This window comes from Kitasatospora sp. NPDC001119, assembly GCF_053598475.1.
Genome location: NZ_JBSFKI010000065.1, coordinates 1 through 18990 on the forward strand (window position 1 = coordinate 1; position 18990 = coordinate 18990).

At 74.2% G+C, this 18990-nt stretch carries 16 protein-coding genes; 8 read left to right on the forward strand and 8 right to left on the reverse strand.

Going from position 1 to position 18990, the window contains the following annotated elements:
- Positions 1-573: 573 nt before the first annotated feature.
- Positions 574-1359 carry a pyridoxamine 5'-phosphate oxidase family protein gene (locus ACWDD9_RS41560; RefSeq protein ID WP_449814507.1) on the forward strand — a complete coding sequence of 262 codons (786 nt, stop codon included), beginning with the start codon at positions 574-576 and terminating at the stop codon, positions 1357-1359.
- A gap of 80 nt (positions 1360-1439) precedes the next feature.
- Here ACWDD9_RS41560 and ACWDD9_RS41565 read toward each other — a convergent pair whose 3' ends face one another.
- Positions 1440-5285 carry a phosphodiester glycosidase family protein gene (locus ACWDD9_RS41565; protein WP_449814508.1) on the reverse strand — a complete coding sequence of 1282 codons (3846 nt, stop codon included), beginning with the start codon at positions 5283-5285 and terminating at the stop codon, positions 1440-1442.
- A gap of 326 nt (positions 5286-5611) precedes the next feature.
- Here ACWDD9_RS41565 and ACWDD9_RS41570 point away from each other — a divergent pair, with 326 nt between their 5' ends.
- A complete protein-coding gene (locus ACWDD9_RS41570) occupies positions 5612-6505 on the forward strand; it encodes a MerR family transcriptional regulator (protein WP_449814509.1) in 894 nt (297 codons plus the stop codon).
- Positions 6506-6921: 416 nt separating this feature from the next.
- Positions 6922-8334, forward strand: coding sequence for an MFS transporter (locus ACWDD9_RS41575; RefSeq protein WP_074005316.1), 1413 nt, complete (start codon positions 6922-6924; stop codon positions 8332-8334).
- Positions 8335-8411: 77 nt separating this feature from the next.
- Here ACWDD9_RS41575 and ACWDD9_RS41580 read toward each other — a convergent pair whose 3' ends face one another.
- Positions 8412-8837, reverse strand: coding sequence for an NUDIX hydrolase (locus tag ACWDD9_RS41580; protein WP_388048259.1), 426 nt, complete (start codon positions 8835-8837; stop codon positions 8412-8414).
- A gap of 191 nt (positions 8838-9028) precedes the next feature.
- Here ACWDD9_RS41580 and ACWDD9_RS41585 point away from each other — a divergent pair, with 191 nt between their 5' ends.
- Positions 9029-10132, forward strand: coding sequence for an NADH:flavin oxidoreductase/NADH oxidase (locus tag ACWDD9_RS41585; protein ID WP_449814510.1), 1104 nt, complete (start codon positions 9029-9031; stop codon positions 10130-10132).
- Between the two features lie 1278 nt (positions 10133-11410).
- Here the strand turns inward: ACWDD9_RS41585 and ACWDD9_RS41590 are convergent.
- Positions 11411-11929 (reverse strand): hypothetical protein, encoded by a 519-nt coding sequence (locus ACWDD9_RS41590; protein ID WP_449814511.1) that lies wholly within the window; start codon positions 11927-11929, stop codon positions 11411-11413.
- Positions 11930-12191: 262 nt separating this feature from the next.
- Here ACWDD9_RS41590 and ACWDD9_RS41595 point away from each other — a divergent pair, with 262 nt between their 5' ends.
- From ACWDD9_RS41595 to ACWDD9_RS41605, 3 genes are all read left to right on the forward strand, one after another.
- Positions 12192-12686 carry a carboxymuconolactone decarboxylase family protein gene (locus ACWDD9_RS41595; protein WP_449814512.1) on the forward strand — a complete coding sequence of 165 codons (495 nt, stop codon included), beginning with the start codon at positions 12192-12194 and terminating at the stop codon, positions 12684-12686.
- Positions 12687-13234: 548 nt separating this feature from the next.
- Complete coding sequence (locus ACWDD9_RS41600) at positions 13235-13477, forward strand: hypothetical protein (RefSeq protein WP_449814513.1); 243 nt, start codon at positions 13235-13237, stop codon at positions 13475-13477.
- 10 nt (positions 13478-13487) lie between these two features.
- Positions 13488-14243, forward strand: a complete 756-nt coding sequence (locus ACWDD9_RS41605; RefSeq protein WP_449814514.1) for a helix-turn-helix domain-containing protein — start codon at positions 13488-13490, stop codon at positions 14241-14243.
- A gap of 52 nt (positions 14244-14295) precedes the next feature.
- Here the strand turns inward: ACWDD9_RS41605 and ACWDD9_RS41610 are convergent, their stop codons facing one another.
- From ACWDD9_RS41610 to ACWDD9_RS41620, 3 genes are all read right to left on the reverse strand, one after another.
- Complete coding sequence (locus ACWDD9_RS41610; RefSeq protein ID WP_380777536.1) at positions 14296-14709, reverse strand: hypothetical protein; 414 nt, start codon at positions 14707-14709, stop codon at positions 14296-14298.
- 151 nt (positions 14710-14860) lie between these two features.
- On the reverse strand, positions 14861-15076 hold the full coding sequence (locus ACWDD9_RS41615; RefSeq protein ID WP_449814515.1) for a hypothetical protein: 216 nt from the start codon (positions 15074-15076) through the stop codon (positions 14861-14863).
- 4 nt (positions 15077-15080) lie between these two features.
- Positions 15081-16148 (reverse strand): zinc-binding alcohol dehydrogenase family protein, encoded by a 1068-nt coding sequence (locus ACWDD9_RS41620; protein ID WP_449814516.1) that lies wholly within the window; start codon positions 16146-16148, stop codon positions 15081-15083.
- Between the two features lie 143 nt (positions 16149-16291).
- Between ACWDD9_RS41620 and ACWDD9_RS41625 the strand changes: the two genes are divergently transcribed.
- Positions 16292-16672 (forward strand): winged helix-turn-helix transcriptional regulator, encoded by a 381-nt coding sequence (locus tag ACWDD9_RS41625; RefSeq protein WP_074005307.1) that lies wholly within the window; start codon positions 16292-16294, stop codon positions 16670-16672.
- 385 nt (positions 16673-17057) lie between these two features.
- On the opposite strand, the gene ACWDD9_RS41630 is transcribed toward ACWDD9_RS41625, so the two are convergent.
- Together ACWDD9_RS41630 and ACWDD9_RS41635 are read right to left on the reverse strand one after the other, a co-directional pair.
- Entirely contained in the window at positions 17058-18248 is a 1191-nt protein-coding gene (locus ACWDD9_RS41630; RefSeq protein ID WP_449814517.1) for a sensor histidine kinase, read from the reverse strand.
- The gene (locus ACWDD9_RS41635; protein WP_074005305.1) at positions 18245-18928 is read right to left on the reverse strand and encodes a response regulator transcription factor; all 684 of its coding nucleotides are present in this window, start codon (positions 18926-18928) and stop codon (positions 18245-18247) included. Before ACWDD9_RS41635 ends, ACWDD9_RS41630 begins: the two co-directional genes overlap by 4 nt.
- Positions 18929-18990 lie beyond the last annotated feature (62 nt).

An 18990-nucleotide genomic window follows, 5' to 3' on the forward strand; every position in this document is an offset into this window, starting at 1 on the left:
CTTGAAGCCCTCGTGATTGGTCTGGTACCAGCCGTCGATCCTGTCGAGGAACTCCTGGAGGGGCTTCGGGTACTCGTCGTTGTCCGGCATGACTCTCCCTTTCGCGTCCGCCGCGGCGGCGTCCCCTTTTCGGATCGCCTCTCCGGTCTCGGCGTCCACGAGTATGGTTGCGCCCCGGCCCGCCGCCGACCGGACACGCATGGGCGTCACCGGTCCGTGAATCCCCTTGCCGGTATGAGGAATTACCCCCTTCGACAACCGGCCGGAAAAGCCGAAACGTTCTTCCGGCCGCCTCGACCGGCCCCCGTCAGCCGACCGGCCGAAGCCGCCGGCCACGGCCGCGGGGCGCTCCCGTCCCAACGGCGGACGGCCGGATGGCGCATCGGAACGTCCCGGCGTCCCGCGGTCGCGGCCGGCGGGGTCGTTGCTCTGGCGGGGTGATCCGCCACCGCCGTGCGCACGTTGGGGCCCGTCGGGCGCCCGCCGTGCCGTAGGCATGACCCGTGTCCCGGGCCCGCTCCCGTCACCCGCGGAGCCGGGCCCCTCCCCCGCCCCCGTCGCGAAGGAACCGCCATGTCCGCCATGTCCCAGGAACCGGGCACCGTCACAGGGTCGTCGGACGCCGCGGCGTTCGCCAAGAGGACTCAGGTGAGCACCGACCCGAACGACTGGGTCCCCATCCTCCAGGCGGGCTTCGTCTGCACCGTCGCGCACCTCGAGATCAGCACCCTGGACGGCCAGCTGACGATCAGGCCCCGATGCGTCCCCATGGTCTACGCCTACCACGAGGAAGACGGCAGGAGGCTCCTCTACCTGCACGGGTCCATCTACTACCCGGACTGGATCCCGGTCTCACTGAAGCACCTGTGGAGCGATGACGGCGTGTCCGTCAGCCTGACCGCCACCGTCGTCGACGGCCTCGTCGTCGGCCGCGCGGCCATCAGCACCTCCCTCGACTACCGCTCCGTCGTCGTCAACGGCGTCGCCAGGAAGGTCGACCCCTCCGTGCGCGCGAAGACCTTCCACGCGCTGAGCGACCAGGTCATCCCCAACCGCTGGAGCGAGCTGCGCCCCATCGACGACACCGACCTGAACACGGACGGGCAGAATCACCCCACCATCGGGGTCCTCTCCGTCGACCTCGACGAGAAGGAGACGACCGTCCACGCCAAGATCGCGACCCACCCCGACGGGCCCGAACACGAGACCCAGCGGGACTTGGACTACCCCCACGCCTGGGGCGGCACCCTCACCGTGCGCCAGACGTACGGCGATCCCGTCCCCGACAAGCACGTCCCGCCGGGCACCCCCGTTCCCACGTCCGTGCAGGACCTCGTCAAGCGCCACCAGGCCACGTAGGACACGGCACCGCAGGCCCGGACCGTGCGTCACGGTCCGGGCCTGCGGTGGGTCACTGACGGCGTGTCACCGACGGTCGGTCACAGCTTCGCGCACTGGCCGCCCTTCGGGCCGCTCACGGTGTTGGCGAGGCCGCCGTTCACCGGGGCCGGGGTGTTGCCGGAGCAGTCCAGCGGGCCGCGCACGGTGGTGCCGGCCAGCAGGGTGGCGCCCTTGTTGAGCGCGAGGTGGAGCGGGCCGGACAGGGTGGCGCGCAGGATCGCCGTGGTGCCGGTGGTGCCGCTGACGGCGACCGGGCCGTTGACGGTGGTGTCGCTCAGCACCAGGGTGTTCGCGCCGCGGGCGGAGAGCGGGCCGGACAGGGTGGAGTCCAGCGCGACCAGGGAGGCTCCGGGCTGCACCAGGACCGGGCCGTCGACGGTGGCGCCCTGGAGGCAGGTGACGCCCGAGGTGACGGCGAGCGAGGAGTGCCGGCCGCGCACGGTGGTGGTGCAGGCGGGCAACGCGCCGACGGTGAGCGGCTGTTCGGCCGTCACCCCGCCGACGGTGACGCTCAGCGTCCCGCTGCCGGGGCGCAGCCCGGTCAGGGTGGCGGTGGCCGGGTCGTAGGCGGCGACGGCGGTGCGCGGGGCGCTCGCGGCGGTGCCGATGTGCACGGCGGTGCCGCCCCACTGGGCGGTGACGGGCCAGGCGACGGGCACGGTGCGCTCGCCGTCCTGGGTGAAGGTGGCGTGGACGGGGGCGGTTTCGAGCAGGCCGAGGGCGGTGGGGGCCTGGAGGTCGACGGTGTCGGCGCGGGCGCGGACCTCGGCGCGCAGCCAGGCGGAGGTGTCGTCGGCGGTGGCGTAGGGGTCGGTGACGCGGCCGGCGGCGGGGTTGACGCCGAGCATCGTCCAGCCGGTGAAGCCGCCGCGGTCGGGTTCGGCGGCGGGGCCCTTGCCGGAGTTGCCGTTGATCAGGTGCGGGACGCCGTCGATGCTCTGGGCGTGGAAGGCGCCGACGTGGCCGGTGACCATGGCGGCGGACTTGCCCTTGGTGCGGAAGTCGGCGAGCCACTGCTCGACGAGGGCGGCCTCCTTGCGGTCGCCGAGTTGGCTGCCCTGGTCGGGCAGCGGGTCGCGGGTGGGGTGGTGCTCGAAGAGCAGCAGGCCGGTGACGGACGGGTCCTGGGCGGCGCCGTCGAGGGCGGTGCGCAGGGTGGCGATCTGGTCGAAGCCGCTGCCGCGCAGGGTGCCGAGCGAGCTGTTGAGGGTGACGAAGCGGGTGCCCTTGACGTCGAAGACCTGGGTGGTGTCGCCGAAGGCGGCCTTGAAGTTGTCGATGGTGCCGGGGCCCATGACCTCGTGGTTGCCGGGCACGTAGTGCCAGGGGACGGTGCGGCCGGTGAGCTGGTCGAACTCGTCGAGGAGCGTGCGGGCGAGGGCGAAGTCGGCGGGGGCGGCCTCGTCGACGAAGTCGCCGTCGATGACGAGGAGTTCGGGTTTGGCGGCGGCGATGTCGCGCAGGGTGCGGCGGGCGGCCTGGACGATGTCGCTGTCGGGGCTGCGGGCGATGAACTGGGCGTCGGACATGACGGCGACGCGCAGCGGGCGGCCGTCGACGGTGCCGTGGGTGAGCACGACGGGGTCGGTGACCTTGGGCTGGACGGGCAGTTCGACGTCGGGGGCGACCTTGACGCGCAGGTCGGCGAGGGTGAGGGCGCCGGTGTAGGAGCGGGCGGCGCTGGTCTCCATCAGGCGGAAGCGCTGGAAGGTGAGCGGGTACTGGACGCCGGCGGGGACGGGGAACTCGACCTTGCGCCAGCCGGTCCAGGTGACCATCGGGGCGTCGAGGTTGGCGGTGACGCCGGCGGCGGTGCGGTACTGGACGCGCGGCCAGGCGCCGTTGCCGTCGCCCTCGATCCACATCGTGATGGAGCGGGGCTGGCCGGGCAGCACGATGCCCTCGGGGGCGATGGCGTACTGGCCGCGGGTGCCGGTGGAGTGGGTGAAGTCGTAGGCCAGGCGCAGGCCGTGGGTGCCGTCGGGGCCGGGGGCGGGGGCCGTCGAGCCGCCGGGGGCGCGGTCGTTGCCGGATTTCCAGGCGGCGGCGTCGGAGAAGTCGGCGAACGGCTTCTCGGTCATGCCGACGGTGACGGCGACGGCGCTCTCCAGGGTGCCGACGGTCAGTTTGAGGGTGGCGGACTTCCCGTCGGCCAGGGCCTTGAGGGCGATGGTGCCGTCGGGGGCGGCGCTCGTCTCGACCACGCCCTCGCCGCCGGTGACCTTGACGTCGGCGGCCTCGACGGGTGCGGTGTGGCCGAGCGCGTCGTAGCCGGTGACGGTGAGGCGGGCGGTGGCGCCGGCGCCTTCGAGGGCGATCGGCGCGCTGCCGGCGCTGACGCGTACCGCCGGGCCGAGCACGGTCAGCGGCAGGACGGCCTTCGCGGCGCCGGTGGCGGTGACGGCGACCTCGGCGGCGCCGGGGGCGCGGCCGGTGACGACCGCGTCCAGGCCGCGGCCCTCGACGCTCACGGTGGCGCCGGTGGCGGTGGACCACGCGGTGGCGGGCACCGTCGCGGTGACGGCGCCGTACGCCTCGTCGTGGGGCAGGGCGCGCACGGTGCGGTGCAGGCCGGGGAAGAGGCGGGCGGCGGTGTCCACGGCCGGGGCCGGGCGCAGCCGGAAGCCCTTGGCCTGGCCGGATCCGGGGGTGGAGAACAGGCCGAGGCCGTTGGCGACGGCGCGCTCCCCGCCGTTGTCGGAGGGGCTGCTGACGGTGCCGGCCCGCTCGGCGCCGGGCAGGCGGGCGGCCATCGCGGCGGAGCCGCCGCCGTCCATGTTGAGGGCGTTGTGGGCGCCCATGTCGCGCATCAGGACGGCGAGGTCGGGGAGGCTGATGCCGGGGCTGTCGGCCTGCCGGCCGTCGACGGTGACCAGGTACATGCGCCGGTTGTCGGCCGAGAAGCCCACGGCGGTACGGGCGTTGAGCTCGTTGCCGTCGTTCTCGCCGGAGTGCTGGGCGACGCCGTCGGCGACCAGGACCTGGTAGCCGCCGACGGCGACGGCGACCTCGCCGAAGGAGGCGCGCGGGCGGTAGCCGACGGAGACCCGGTCGCCGGGCCTGAGGTCGCGCAGGGCGCGGGCGCCGGCCTCGCGGCCGACCAGGACGGTGGCGCCCTCGGGGACGGCGGCGCCGAGCGTGTCGCGGACGGCGGTGACCCGGCCGTCGCGCAGTTCGACCTCGGCGACCTCGGCGGAGCCGTTGGCGACGTTGCCGCGGGTGGCGTCGCCCCAGGCGGGGGTGAAGACGCCGACGCCGTCGGCGGGCAGGCCGTAGGTGTTGACGCCGTTCAGCGTCAGCTCGCGGCCGCCGGGCAGGCTCGCGTGGCCCTCCAGGAAGACCTGGGCCATCCGGGCGAGGCCGTCGGTGCCGACGGTGACGGCCTGGTTCCAGCCCTCGACGGGGGCCTGGACCAGGCCGTCCTTGCGGGAGACGCCGACGCCGAGAGGGGCCTCGGAGGCGTTCATGTCGAAGTAGTCGCCGTTGATCGCGGCGACGGCTCCGGCGCCGCGGGCCATGTCGGTGACGCTCTGGCGGGTGGTCACCTTGCCGGAGGACAGGTAGTCGACGCTCAGGCCCTCGGTGTCCAGGTCGGCGACGAGGACCTTGCCGCGGATCCAGCCCGGGCCGCCGAGGCGGTCGAAGGAGGTCATGGTCAGGCCGGGAGCGATGGGGGTGACCTCGCGGCGGGTGACCACCGACTCCCCGGGGCGGTCCAGGACCAGGCCGGGGTCGGCTTGCGCCCGGCTCGGCGCGGGGACCGGTGCGGCCCAGGCGGGTGCGGCGAGGCCGGGCAGGCCGGCGGCCAGCGCGGTGGCCAGCGCGAGCGCGCCCAGGGCGCGGCGGCGGGTGCGGGTGCGGGTGCCGGCGGGCGGGGGTGGCATGGGGGTCTCCTCGTGCGGCGGCGGGCTCGGGCGTCTCCGGCGGCGTGCGGGGCGCCGGAAGTGCCGTTCGCCCGCGGACGGTGCGGCCCGGGGGCGTTTCCTCCCAGGTCGCGGGAAGTCAACCGTGCACGGACGGCCTCCAGTTCACGCGCCGGTGAACCGGCCCGCTCGGCGCCGCGAACAGGCGGGCGGATCCGGTGGGAAGGCTGACGTACCGCCACAAAGGGGGTGCGGCTCGCCTCTCCGTGTCCGCCCCCTTCCGTGTTCGTCCCCTTCCGCGTTCGGCGTTTGCCCCTCCCCCTGGGGCAGGGGGCACAGTGGCGGGCGTGCAGGACGACACGATCACCATCGGCGAACTCGCCGCCCGGACCAGGCTCAGCCTCAAGGCCCTGCGGCTCTACGGCGCGCGGGGGCTGCTGCCGCCCGCCCTGGTCGACCCGCGCACCGGCGTGCGGCGGTACGGCCCGGCGCAGGTCGAGCGGGCCCGGCGGATCGCGCTGCTGCGCGCCGCCGGGCTGCCGCTGGCGCGGATCGCGGCGGTGCTGGACGCGGCCGAGTCGGACGGCGACGCGGGCGAACGGGAGCTGCTGGCGTACTGGCGGGAGCGGGAGGCCGAGCACGCGGCCCGCCGGGAGGCGGTGGGCTACGCCCGCGAGGTCCTGGCCGGACGGGGCACGGCCGTGTTCGAGGTCGCCGAGCGCGACGTGCCCGAGCAGCACGTCCTGTTCGTCCGGCGGCACGTGGACGCCGCCGCGCTGCCCGGCTTCCTCGCCGAGGCCTCCGGGCTGCTGCTCGGCCGGCTGCGGGAGGCGGGGGCGTGCCTGTCGGGGCCGCTGTTCGCGGTCTACCACGGCCTGGTGGGCGAGGACTGCGAGGCCCTGGTCGAGGTCTGCGCCCCCACCCCGAACGCGGTCGGGCCGCACGGCGTCGGGCCGCACGGCCCGTTCGCGGTGCGCATCGAGCCCGCGCACCGCGAGGCGTACACCGCCCTGACCCGCCGGCGCACCGCCGCGATGGCCGCCGCCCACGACGCGGTCGCCGCCTGGGTCGCCGCGCGCGGGTACGGGCGGGGCGGGCCGAACCGGGAGGTGTACCACCCGAACTGGGCGACCGCCGGGCCGCAGGAGCACGTCGCGGACGTCGCCGTGCCGCTGGCGGGCGCGGGCGCGGGCTCGGGCGGCCCTCCGGGAGGAGCTGACGACGGGCTCACAACGGGCTGACGCCGCGCTCACGGCGGGCTCGTGCCGGCGCCCCGGCGGTGACGCGGCGGGGTCGGTCCCGTACGGACGGGCACCGCCCCGGTGTGGAATGGGCCACATTCCAGGGGTCGTTGACGGTCCGAAGTGACCAGGGTCACGTCCGGCGCGCGTTCGCGGCGCCCGGCGGCGCGGCCCCGTGGCGGGACTGGGCGGGCGCCGTGGCGGCACGGGCGAAGGGCCCGTCCGCTTCGGGACCTTGGTCGCGAATCCCCTCGACCTTCGCCCCGGTGGCGCCCCCTCGGAACCGGGGCAACCGTGGACGGTCGCCCGTTGTGACCGGGCGGTGGCGCCGTCCGAGGTGGGCGGCGTCTTCCCCTGCCGTCTACCCGGCGCACGGTGCGCAGTGCGTGCCGTACGCTCCGGAGGACCCCAAGTACATGTCCCAGACCATCGACAACGCCCCGTATACCGCGTTCCACCGCAGGCTGGCCCTCGCCTGTTCGGGCGGACCCCTGCTCGACGGCTACATCCTGAGCATCGTCGGCGTCGCCCTGATCGGGATGCGCCCGGACCTCGGACTCTCCACCGCCGAGGTCAGCCTGATCGGCGCCGCCGCCCTGGTCGGCATGTTCGTCGGAGGCGCGCTCTTCGGCGTGCTGACCGACAAGATCGGCCGGGAGGTGATGTACACCGCCGACCTGCTCGTGATGGTCGCCTGCTCGGTGCTCTCCTTCTGGGTGGACGCGGTGTGGGCGATCACCCTGCTGCGCTTCGTGCTCGGCATGGCCGTGGCCGCCGACTACCCCATCGCCACCTCGCTGCTCGCCGAGTGGCTGCCCGCCAAGAAGCGCGGCCGCCTGCTCGGGCAGCAGATCGTCGCCTGGTACGCCGGCTCGGTGCTCGCCTACGTGGTGGGCTACCTGTTCCTGGAGCTGGCCGGGCCGGGCAGCTGGCGGTGGATGCTGGCGAGTTCCACGGTGCTGTGCGTGGTGTTCCTGGTGATCCGCCGCGGCTCGCCGGAGTCGCCGCGCTGGCTGGCCGCCAACGGGCGGGTCGGCGACGCGGTGCGGGTGGTCGAGAAGCACCTCGGGGTCCGGGTCGACGGCCGGGAGCTGATGCCCGATCCGGCCGAGCGCGGCCGCCCCGCCGGACTGCGCCTGCTGATGACCCAGCCCTACCGGCGCCGCACCCTGTTCTGCGGCCTGTTCTTCATGTGCCAGGTCGGCCCGCTGTTCGCGATGCTCACCTTCGGCCCGCAGATCCTCTCCTCCTTCGGCATGCCGGGCGGCACCGTGATGGAGACCCTCGGCACCGGCCTGATCAGCCTGGTCTTCCTGCTCGGCTGCTACCCGGCGCTGCGCCTGATCGACACCCGCGGCCGGCGGCCCGTCATCATCTGGTCCTTCGCGCTGATGACCGTCCCGCTGGCGCTGCTGGGCGTGTGGCCCACCGCCCCGGCCGCGATCGCGCTGCTGGCGCTGTGCGCTTACGCCTTCCTGTGCGGCGGGCCCAACGTGCTCGACTGGACGTACCCCAACGAGCTGTTCCCGACCGAGATCCGGGCCACCGCCGTGGGCGTCGCCACCTCGGTGAGCCGGATCGGCGCGGCCGTCGGCACCTACCTGCTGCCGCTGTCGCTGACCGGGCTGGGCACCGGTCCGACCATGCTGATCGCCGCCGGGGTCACCGCTCTCGGGCTGCTGGTCTGCGTGGCGTGGGCGGAGGAGACCCGCGGCACCGCGCTGGGTGCCTCCCCCGCCGCCCCTGCTGCCCCTGCTGGTGCCTCCGCCGGCGCGCGGACCGCGCGGGGCGCCGTTCCGGCGCAGCGGGTGGCGCAGACGGCGCGCTGACGGAGGACCGTCCGTGCCGTTTCGGCCCCCGCCCGCCTGGGCGGGGGCCGAAACGGTTTCCGGGCCGGGCCCGCGGGTCAGGCCAGGTCGCCGCGTTCGCGCAGCAGGGGCAGGAGGTGGTCGCGGACGGCGGGGGCCAGGCGCAGGGTGTCGTCGCGGCCGTCGGTCCAGCGCAGGTCGGCGAGTTCGGCGGCGGGGACGGGCTCGCGGTCCAGGGTGGCGGTGAAGACGGTCATCAGCATGGGCACGCCTTCGAGGGCGGCGGTGGCGCGGATGTCGGTGAGGTGGCGGGGGTCGACCGGGGCCGCGCCGAGCTCCTCGCCCAGTTCGCGGGCCAGCGCCTGGAGGGCGTCCTCGCCGGGGTCGGGCTTGCCGCCGGGGAGGTAGAAGACCTCGGGGGCGGCCTGCTTGCTGACGACCAGGAGCCGGCCGTCCCGGATGATCGCGGCGGCGGCGACGGTGAGGGGCGTTTCCGGGATGCTGGTGGCTGCGGATTCGATCATGGAAGCGATTGTCGCAGGTGGGAGGGTGTCGGGAGGGCGCGCCGACGGGGAACCCTTGCGAGTCCGTGCGCACGCAACTATTGTTTACGAGTGTAAATGCAGCTGCAAAAGTTGCATGCTCGCCCTTGCTTCACCCTGCATCCTTGCTTCACCTGCGTCCTGGCGTCAGCCGACCCCACCGGGAGTCCGACATGAGCACCTCTCTCTTCGCCCCGCTCACCCTGCGGTCCCTGACCGTCCCCAACCGGATCTGGATGCCGGCGATGTGCCAGTACAGCGCGGCCCCGGACGGCGCCGCGGCCGGCGTCCCGACCGACTGGCACTTCACCCACCTCGCGGCCCGCGCCGCCGGCGGCACCGGGCTGATCATCACGGAGGCCACCGCGGTCAGCCCCGAGGGACGCATCAGCCCGTACGACCTCGGCATCTGGAACGACGAGCAGGCCGCCGCCTTCCGCCGGATCACCGCGTTCCTGAAGAGCCAGGGCACCGTCCCGGCCATCCAGCTCGCCCACGCCGGCCGCAAGGCCTCCACCGAGCGCACCTGGGTCGACCGCGGACGCCCCGTCGCCCCGGACGAGGAGCACGGCTGGACCCCGGTCGGCCCCGGCGCCGAGGCCTTCTCCCCCGCCCACACCACGCCGGACGAGCTCACCGAGGAGCAGATCGGCGAGATCGTGCGGCAGTTCGCCGACGCCGCCCGGCGCGCGCTCGACGCCGGCTTCCAGGTCGCCGAGGTCCACGGCGCCCACGGCTACCTCGTGCACCAGTTCCTCTCCCCCCACACCAACCGGCGCACCGACGGCTACGGCGGCTCCTTCGAGGGCCGCATCCGCTTCGCGCTGGAGGTCGTCGACGCCGTCCGCTCGGTGTGGCCCGAGGACCTGCCGGTCTTCTTCCGCGTCTCCGCGACCGACTGGCTCACCGAGAACCCGGAGGACGGCCGCGAGGGCTGGACCTCCCAGGACACCGTCCGCCTCGCCAAGGAGCTCCGGGCCCACGGCGTCGACCTGCTCGACGTCTCCACCGGCGGCCTCGTCCCCGACGCCCGGATCGAGGCCGCGCCCGGCTTCCAGGTGCCCTTCGCCGAGGCCGTACGCCGCGAGACCGACCTGCCGGTGGCCGCCGTCGGCCTGATCACCGACCCCGCCCAGGCCCAGACCCTCCTCGCCGAAGGCCGCACCGACGCCGTCCTGATCGGCCGCGAACTGCTGCGCGACCCCTACTGGGCCCGCCACGCCGCCACCACCCTCGGCGCCGAAGTCACCACCCCCATCCAGTACCACCGCTCCTGACCCCCCGCCCCACCCAGCGCAACGCGGGAAGTCGGCCCTACCGACTTCCCGCTCCACCCCGCGCGGGCACTTCCTCACCAACCACCCGCGCAGCATGGGAAGTCGGCCCCGCCGACTTCCCACTCACCCACCCGCGCACCCACCCCACCAACCGCCCAGCGCAACACAGTGGGCAGTCGACCCCGTCGACTGCCCACTCCACCTCACACGGGCGCTTCCCCATCAACTGCCCTACCCGGCACGAGAAGTCGGACCCGCCGACTTCCTACTCCGGCCCGCTCACCGCAGTCGCTCCACCAACTTCCCAACGCAGCACAGGAAGTCGAGCCCGCCGACTTCCCGATCCACCTCGCACGGGCGCTCCCCCACCAGCCGCCCCGCGCGCACGAGGCCTTGGCCCTACCGACTTCCCACTCACCCGCCCACGCATCCCCACCCAGCGGAACAGGGGCGAGGGTACAGAGCAGCGAAGCACAGGAAGTCGGCCCCATCGACTTCTCACTCCGATCCGCTCGCCGCAGCCATCAACAGACCAACGCAGCGTGGGAAGTCGAGCCATCCGACTTCCCATTTCACCCTCCCTCACCCAGCGAAGCCGGAAGGGAACGGAGTCGCGCAGCACGAGAAGTCGGACCCGCCGACTTCCCACTCCAGCCCCCGTGCCCACCCGCCACACCGCGCAGGCCAGGGCCCAAAAAGAGGGACTGCCAGCCAACCTGCGGGCGGACGAGCAAGGCTGACCGAGCTGCACCCGGCGAACATCGATGCGGCACGAGAAGTCGACCCCTCCGACTTCTCACTCCATTCCAACCCCCCACCCCCACCCGGCAGAGCGATGTGGGGGGGTGATGGGAGTGCCGCACACAGGAAGTCGAGCCCACCGGCTTCTCAATCACCCCGCCCACATCCCCACCCAGCGGAGCAGGGGCGAGGGGTCCGGAGCAACGAAGCACAGGAAGTCGGGCCCGCCGACTTCTCGCTCCAGCCCCCGTGCCCACCCGCCGAAGCGGTGCAGGTCGGGCCCGAACACCCGGGATAAGGAAGTGCCAGCCGATCTGCGGTGGACGAGGGGCGGCTGGACCGGCGCAGCGTAGGAACTCGAACCTGGCGACGTCCTACAGCAGGTGACACGGCGCGGGGAGTCGGGCCCGCTGACTTTCCGCTCCGGCCCGCACGCCCACCCTCCATTCTGTGCGGGCCGGGGCCCGGGGAACTGCGGGTGGGCTAGGGGTGGCGGGAGTGGCATGGCGTGGAAAGTCGGGGTGGGCGAGGGGTGGGTCAGGAGTTCTGCCGGCCCGGGATCTCGGTGGTGTCGGGGTCGATGGGGGTGGCGTCGCTCAGGTCTTCCACTCTCAGTGGCTGTTGGCCGTCGAAGACGACCGCCAGGCCGTAGGGGTCGCAGATGGGCAGGCGGCCTTCGGCGAAGTGGAGGTGCCACTCGTCGAGGTAGAAGTTGAGCTGGGGGGAGTCCAATGGGAAGTCCGCGGCCGGCAGGCGGAGGTAGGGCCGCGACTCCGCTTCGGTGAGGCCGAAGAGCGCCGGGTCGGCCGCCACTGCCTCGCGCACGAAGTGGAGCGCCGTCTCGAGGTAGTGGTCGATCCTGCCGAGGACCTCGGCGACCAGGGGGAGGTCGGCCCGGTCGAGGTCGTCGGTGTCTTCGAGGAGGATGGTTGCCTCGACGGGGGCGCCGTACAGGGCGCTCCTCGGTGCCTGGTCGATGCTCCAGACTCTCAGGCCGTCAGGACCGCGGGCGGGGAGCAGCCGTCCGATGCCGTTGCGGAAGACGTTCGGGGGCACGGTGACTCCGTCTCGCGGGACTCGGGACTCTGGGCGCGGCCGCGGGGGCTGCGGCCGTTCCCTCGGATGGTACGGCCGCAGGAAATCTTTCGGCACAGCCAGGGCATAGTTATGGCATTTCAGGGGGTCTGGACCGCAAATTTTCCTGCGGGGCGGGGTGCGTGTCGGATTTGAGGTGGAGTGCACTCCAAGTTCTACGGTTTCTGCCGTGGTCGCCGCCGCACGTGGTCGGCGGCGCGGCAACGGGAGAGGAGCGGCGCCGATGAGCAGGTCCGCGCACGAGGCCGAGGTCCGCCGGGAGCGTTTCGCGCGCGGGTTGGAGGTGCTGGAGCGGATCGACGGCGAGGTCGGGCGGCGGGTGGTGGACGCGCTGGGCGACGTCAGTCCGGAGCTCGGGCACCAGGTGGTCGCCTGGGGGTTCGGGGAGATCTACAGCCGGCCGGGGCTGCCGCCGCGCGATCGGCAGTTGGTCACCCTGGGCATGCTCACCGCGCTCGGCGGGTGCGAGCCGCAGCTGGAGGTCCATGTCAACGCCTCGCTGAACGTCGGGCTCACGCCGCAGGAGATCGTCGAGGCGCTGCTGCACTCCGCCGGCTACTGCGGCTTCCCGAAGGCCCTGAACGCCACCTTCGTCGCCAAGAAGGTGTTCGGCGAGCGCGGCCTGCTGCCGGTCGCGGCGGACCGGCAGGACGACCAGCGGGACGACCAGCGGGAGGACCGGCCGACGGACCGGCAGGCGGGCCGGCCGACCGACTGACCGGCAGCCGGCCGACGGACCGACCGGCCCGGTGGTGCGGACTTCGGCGCGGCAGAAGGTGCCGCAGCTGGCCCGCCCTGCTGGAACAGGGCAAGCCGGATCCCCTGGGTGGTGTCGAGTGGCAACGGCCGGGGAGACCGCGTGCATGGGGCGCGACAGGCCAATGCCGCGCCGGGCCCTGGCACCTCCGGCTCCTGGCCGGGGGCGGGGCTGGTGCGGGGCGCTCACCCCGCCGATATCCACTGAGGATGGCGTTTCGACTTCCTCGCGGCAAGCCCGAAAGCGCGCGGGAGGTCGGACGCGGCGGGCAGCGGGACCCGGGGGTGCGGACGGCCGGACGGCCGTGAGCTGCGAATTCCTGCTGACGGTTTTTCAATTTTGGCTGGGACAAGGCGAGAAACGGCGGCGTAAACCGTTGGACCGCCCCCGTGGTACACGGCGACCCTGTGCGTGGGTGTCCAGCCCGCCCGGCTCTGGAAGGCCGGACGGGCACGCGTGAGGACCCCGGTCGAGTGGCAGCAACCGCAACCCAGCGAAGCGGAGACCGCATGGAACAGCAGTACACCCCGGCCGCGAACGCGGCGTGCGTCGAGGTCCGGACGGCCCCCGGCATCCCGGTGCCGGTCCCGGCCACCGTGCTCGTGGTCGTCGTCCTCCTCCTCACCACCGCCCTGACCACCCTCGGCACCCCCGCCCGCACCGCCGTCGCCACCCTGGCCGGCGCCGGACTGCTCGGCATAGAGCTGGTCCGCCGCCTGGCCGAGGCGCTCACCGTCCGCCGGGCCCGCTAGGAGGCGGCCGGTGGGGCGCCTGAACAGCGCCCTGGCTGAGCAGGACAAGGAGGTCCGGACGCTCGCGCGGTGGCTGCGCGGACTGCGCGAGCGCTCCGGCCTCACCTACAGCCAGATGGCGCGCAAGACCGTCGAATTCACCCGGCCCGTCTCCCTCGCCACCCTCTCCCGCGCGGACGAGGGCCGTACGGTGCCGACCTGGCCGGTCACCGAGGCCTACGTCCGGGCCTGCGGCGGCTCGGTGCGCACCGCCGAGCGGCTGTGGCTGCGCGCCGACGCCCGCAGACCCGGCCGGAGGGGGAAGGTCGCGGGCTGCGGACCGGCCGCGCACCGGGCCCTGCGGTACGTCACGGAGCGTTCCGAACTGCTCGTCGCCATGCGGCGGTTGCGGCTGCGCGCCGGGAGCCCGACCCTGCGCGAGCTGGAGACCCGCGCGGTGCGGGGCGCGGTGAGCCACCTGCCGCGCAGCACCCTGCACGGGGTGCTGGCGGGCGAGCGGGACTGCACCGAGCGGGTCCTCGTCGAGTTCGTCCGGGCCTGCGGGGTGGGCCCGGCGGAGGAGGACGAGTGGGTCGCGGCCCTGCGCCGCACCGCCGGGGCGCCGCCCCCGCCGTCCTCCCAGCCCGACGTCCGCCGCCAACTCGCCGAGGCCCACGCGGAGATCCGGCACCTGCGCCGCGCCCTCGGCAGCCGCCCGGCGCGGGAAGTCGGCCCGTCCGACTTCCCGCGCCGCACCGGCCGGTTGGCGGGACGGTCCGTCCCCTGACCGGGAGGCCCCGCCCGGCCTGCGGGAGCGGGAAGCCGGCCCGGCCGACGTTTCATGCCGTGGCCGGTGGCTCCTCCTCGGGCAGCAGGTACCGGCCGAGGTGCGCCGTGAGGAACGCAGCGATCGTCTCCGCGTCGGTGGACTCCGCGGGCAGGTCACCCGGGCGGGGCTGGTGGATCCTGATGAGTTCGTCCCTCAACCGGGCGTCGAGAAGCGGCGCTTGGTAGCTGTCGATGGTCCCGCGGTAGAACAACCAGTCGAAGATCCTGACGGCGGGGCAGCGGCCGGACTGCGGCTCGTCCGACAGGTGGCTGTCCCCCCAGGCGCCGACGTAGACGTAGTCCGCGCGCCTCAGGGCTCCGTCGAGGTGCGGGGTGGGGTGGTCCTTCAGGTTCCAGTAGCTGCGGGCTTCGGCTTCGGGTACGGGTTCCGGGAACGCGGCAAGCCAGAGACGGAATTCGAACACCGGAACAGCCTGGCAGACCCGCACCGGATCCACCGCCACTTCCGCTCCCCCACTCCCGCACCCGCACCCGCACCCGCACCCGCACCCGCCGAGGGCGACCGCGCCGGCACGGGCGGAACGGGGATCCGGCGGGCGCGGGCGGGGGCGGGGGTCAGTCTCCCGGGCGGCGGCGCAGCCACCGGTAGAGCAGGGCGGCCGTGGCGGCGCCGGTGGCCAGCACGGCGGCGTCGAGCCAGGTAGGCACGGTCGGGTCCTGCCCGTGGTGCTGGTAGACGCCGGACAGCAGGGCCCGGGCGGCCAGGGCCGCCACCGCCCCGGCGCCGGTGGCGATGAGGGCCTCGATCTGGCCGGTGCGGCGGGAGGGCACCGGCTCAGAACCCGGTGAGGGTCGTCTTGCCGATCGCCGTACCGGACTCCTGGAGGCGGTGGGCCGCCCGGAGGTTGGCGGCGTTGACGGGGCCGAGGTCGCGGGTGGCGGTGGTGGTGAGGACGCCCGCGTCCACCAGGCGGGCGACCCGGTCGAGGATGCGGTGCTGCACCGCCCGGTCGGCGGTGGCGTGCAGGGAGCGGGTGAACATGAACTCCCAGTGGAAGGAGATGCTCTTGCCCTTGAGGACGCCGATGTCCAGGGAGTCGAAGTCGTCGACGGCGACGATGCCGCCGAAGGGCTTCAGGGCCTCGGCGTAGGCGGTGAGGTTGCGGTCGGTGGCGACGGTGCTGAAGACGTGGTCGAGGCCGCCGGGGGCGACCTCGGCCAGCTGCGGGCCGAGCGGGCGGCTGTGGTCGATCACGTGGTCGGCGCCCATGCGGCGGGCGAAGTCGGCCGATTCCGGGCGGGACGCGGTGCCGATCACCGTCAGGCCGGTGAGGGCGCGGGCGAGCTGGGTGACGAGGGAGCCGACGCCGCCCGCGGCGGCGGTCACCAGCAGGGTGCCGCCCTGCTCCGGTCCGCCGGTGCCCAGGCCGAGGCGTTCGAAGAGGCCCTCCCAGGCGGTGAGCGCGGTCAGCGGGAGCGCGGCGGCCCCGGCGAAGGAGAGGGTGGCGGGCTTGCGGCCGACCAGGCGCTCGTCCACCGCGTGGTAGCGGGAGTCGGCGCCGGGCCGGTCCAGGGCTCCGGCGTAGTACACCTCGTCGCCGACCCGGAACAGCTCCACCCGCGAGCCGACCGCGACCACGGTGCCGGCCGCGTCCCAGCCCAGCACCCGCGGCTCGCCGCCCGGGTCGGCGCTCTGGCGGACCTTGTGGTCCACCGGGTTGACGCCCACCGCCTCGACCCGCACCAGCAGGTCGCGCGGGCCCGGCCGGGGCACCGGCAGCTCGACGTCGAGCAGGCTCCGCGGGTCGTCGACCGGCAGGCTCCGGCGGTAGGCGACGGCGGGCATCGTCGCCGGGATCCCGGCGGTCTCGGGCGTCGGGGGCGTCGCGGGCGCGGCGGTCATCAGGGCTCTCCTCCTCGGGGCGCCCGGGGTGTCCGGGCACGTCGGAGACGGTATGCGGAAGGTAGTGGTTACCCGCAAGGACCATTGGTACCCGTTGGGTACCGAAGCAGTACCCGACGGGTACCAATGGGTACCATCGGCGCGTGACGACGACCCGTACGGCGAAGACCCACGCCCCCGACTGCACCGACCCCAAGTCCGTCTACGCCGCGGCCTGCCCCTGCCGCGACATGCTCGACCTGCTGGCCAACAAGTGGAGCGCCCTCGCCCTGGGCGCCCTGGAGGACGGCCCGCAGCGCTTCGGCGCACTGCGTACCCGCCTGCAGGGCGTCAGCCCGAAGGTCCTCACCCAGACCCTGCGCAGGCTGGAGGAGCACGGCCTGGTCCACCGCGAGATCCACGCCGAGGTCCCCCCGCGGGTCGAGTACAGCCTCACCCCGCTGGGCGTGGACGCCTGCGCCCCGCTGGCGCACCTGCGCACCTGGGTGGAACGCAACATCGACCGCTTCCCCGTGACCGGCTGAGGACGATCGGCGGCGGACGCCTGCGGCCGTGCTCGGCGACCGGTCGTACTCGGCGACGGCAGGCGGTGCGGCCGTCCCGGTCGGCTTCGAAGCCGACTCCGCTCAGGGCCCGGACGGGGCGTCGACGGCCTTCGCCCTGCACCGCGGGCAGCTTCCGGGCCGCTTCCTCGCGACGAACGGATGCCGGTAGACCGTCACCCGGCGCCGGGGGATGCCGCAGAGCGTCGCCGGGCCGGCCAGGGCGTGCTCCAGGGCCGGGTCGCCCGTCTCCCGGCTTGCGGCGAAGCCCGTCGGAGCGAGCCCGAGCGTGAATCGGAGGGAACGGAGGCGGCGACCGAGCTGCGGCATGGCCGCCACCTTCCCACACGGCTCTTCCACCGTGACGTCAACGAGAACCGGGCAGACCGGGCAGGCCCGGCAGGTCGAGGGTGGCGCGGAGGCCGCCGGCGGGTTCGGGGGCGAGGTGGAGGGCCCCGTGGTGGGCGTCGGTGACGGCGGCGACGATGGCCAGGCCCAGGCCGTGGCCGCGGCGGGCCGGGTCGGTCTCGGCGGTGCGCCCGCGGCCGCGCAGGAACGGTTCGGTGAAGGTGGCCACGGCCTCCGCCGTCAGCCGCGGGCCGGTGTTGGCGACGGTCAGGCGCACCCGCCCGGGCCGTTCGGGGTCGGCCCCGGTGGCGACGGTGACCCGCCCGCCGGTCGGCAGGTTGTGCCGCAGCGCGTTGTGCAGCAGGTTGACGGCCGCCTGGCGCAGCAGGACGGGGTTGCCGGCGGTCGGGGCGGGGCGCAGGTCGGCGGTGAGGGTGACGCCGAGGGTCCGGGCCTCGTCGCGGACGGCGGCCAGTGCCTCGCCGGTGGCGGTGGCGAGGTCGGTGGGGGCGAGGTCGGGCGGGGCGTGGCCGAGGTCGGCGAGCTGGAGCAGGGCCTCGCTGATCTCGATGCCGCGCTGGTTGGTGTCCTGGAGGCGGCTGACGAGCCGGCCCCAGTCCTGGCCGGACGGGTCGGCGGCGGCGACCTGGAGCATGGTGTGGGTGATCGCCAGCGGGGTGCGCAGTTCGTGGGAGGCGTTGGCGGCGAAGCGCTGCTGGGCCTCGAAGGAGTGCTGGAGGCGGGCGAGCATCTCGTCGAAGGCGTCGGAGAGGTCGGTGAACTCGTCGCGCGGCCCGGTGAGGGCGATGCGGTGTTCCAGTGCCCCGCCCGCGGCGCGGTGGGCGGCGCGGGTGATGTCCTGCAGCGGGCGCAGCACCCGGCCGGCGATCAGCCAGCCGCCGACCAGGCCGACGGCGGTCAGCAGGGCCAGGGCGTAGCCGCTGGCGGTGAGCAGGGAGCGCAGGATCTCCTGGCGGGAGGGGGCGTCGGAGCGGTAGCGCGGGTTGGAGGAGGTGAGGGGGTAGTTGGGCACGTAGCGCATGCCGACGTAGACGACGGCGAGGCAGAGGACGCCGGCGGTGACGGCGAAGAGGGTGTAGCTGAGGGTCAGGCGCATCCGGGCGGTCAGTCGGCGCGGGCGGGTTCCGGTGCGGCGTCCGCCCGTACGGCGTCCGGAGGCGGAAGAGGAGGAACCGGGGTCGGGGTTCACTGCGGGGTGCCTTCCTGGCGCGGGTCGGTGAGGCGGTAGCCCACGCCCGGCACGGTCTGGATCACCCACGGGTCGCCGAGGCGTTTGCGCAGGCCGGAGATGGTGATGCGGACCGCGTTGGTGAAGGGGTCGGCGTTCTCGTCCCAGGCGCGTTCCAGCAGGTCCTCGGCGCTGATGACGCCGCCGTGCGCCGCCATCAGGACCTCCAGGACGGCGAACTGCTTGCGGGACAGGCCCACGTAGCGGCCGTCGCGGTAGACCTCGCGGCGGAAGGGGTCCAGGCGCAGCCCGGCGTACTCCAGGACGGGCGGCGCGGCCTGGGCCGGGCGGCGGGCCAGCGAGCGCAGCCGGACGACGAGTTCGGCGAGGTCGAAGGGCTTGGTGAGGTAGTCGTCGGCGCCGAGTTCGAAGCCGGCGACCTTCTCGTTCAGGCGGGCGGCGGCGGTGAGCATCAGCACCCGGCAGCCCAGGCCCTGCTCGACGATGCTGCGGCAGACGTCGTCGCCGTGGGTGCCGGGGATGTCGCGGTCGAGGACGACGACGTCGTAGCTGTGGACGGCCAGGCGCTCCAGCGCCGCGTCGCCGTCGGTGACGATGTCGCAGGCCATCGCCTCCAGCCGCAGTCCGGCCTGGACCGCCTCCGCGAGGTAGATCTCGTCCTCCACCACCAGGACCCGCACGTGCCGTTCTCCCTCGCTCCGCTGTTCGTACCCATTGGACCCGATGGGGCCTATCGAAAACG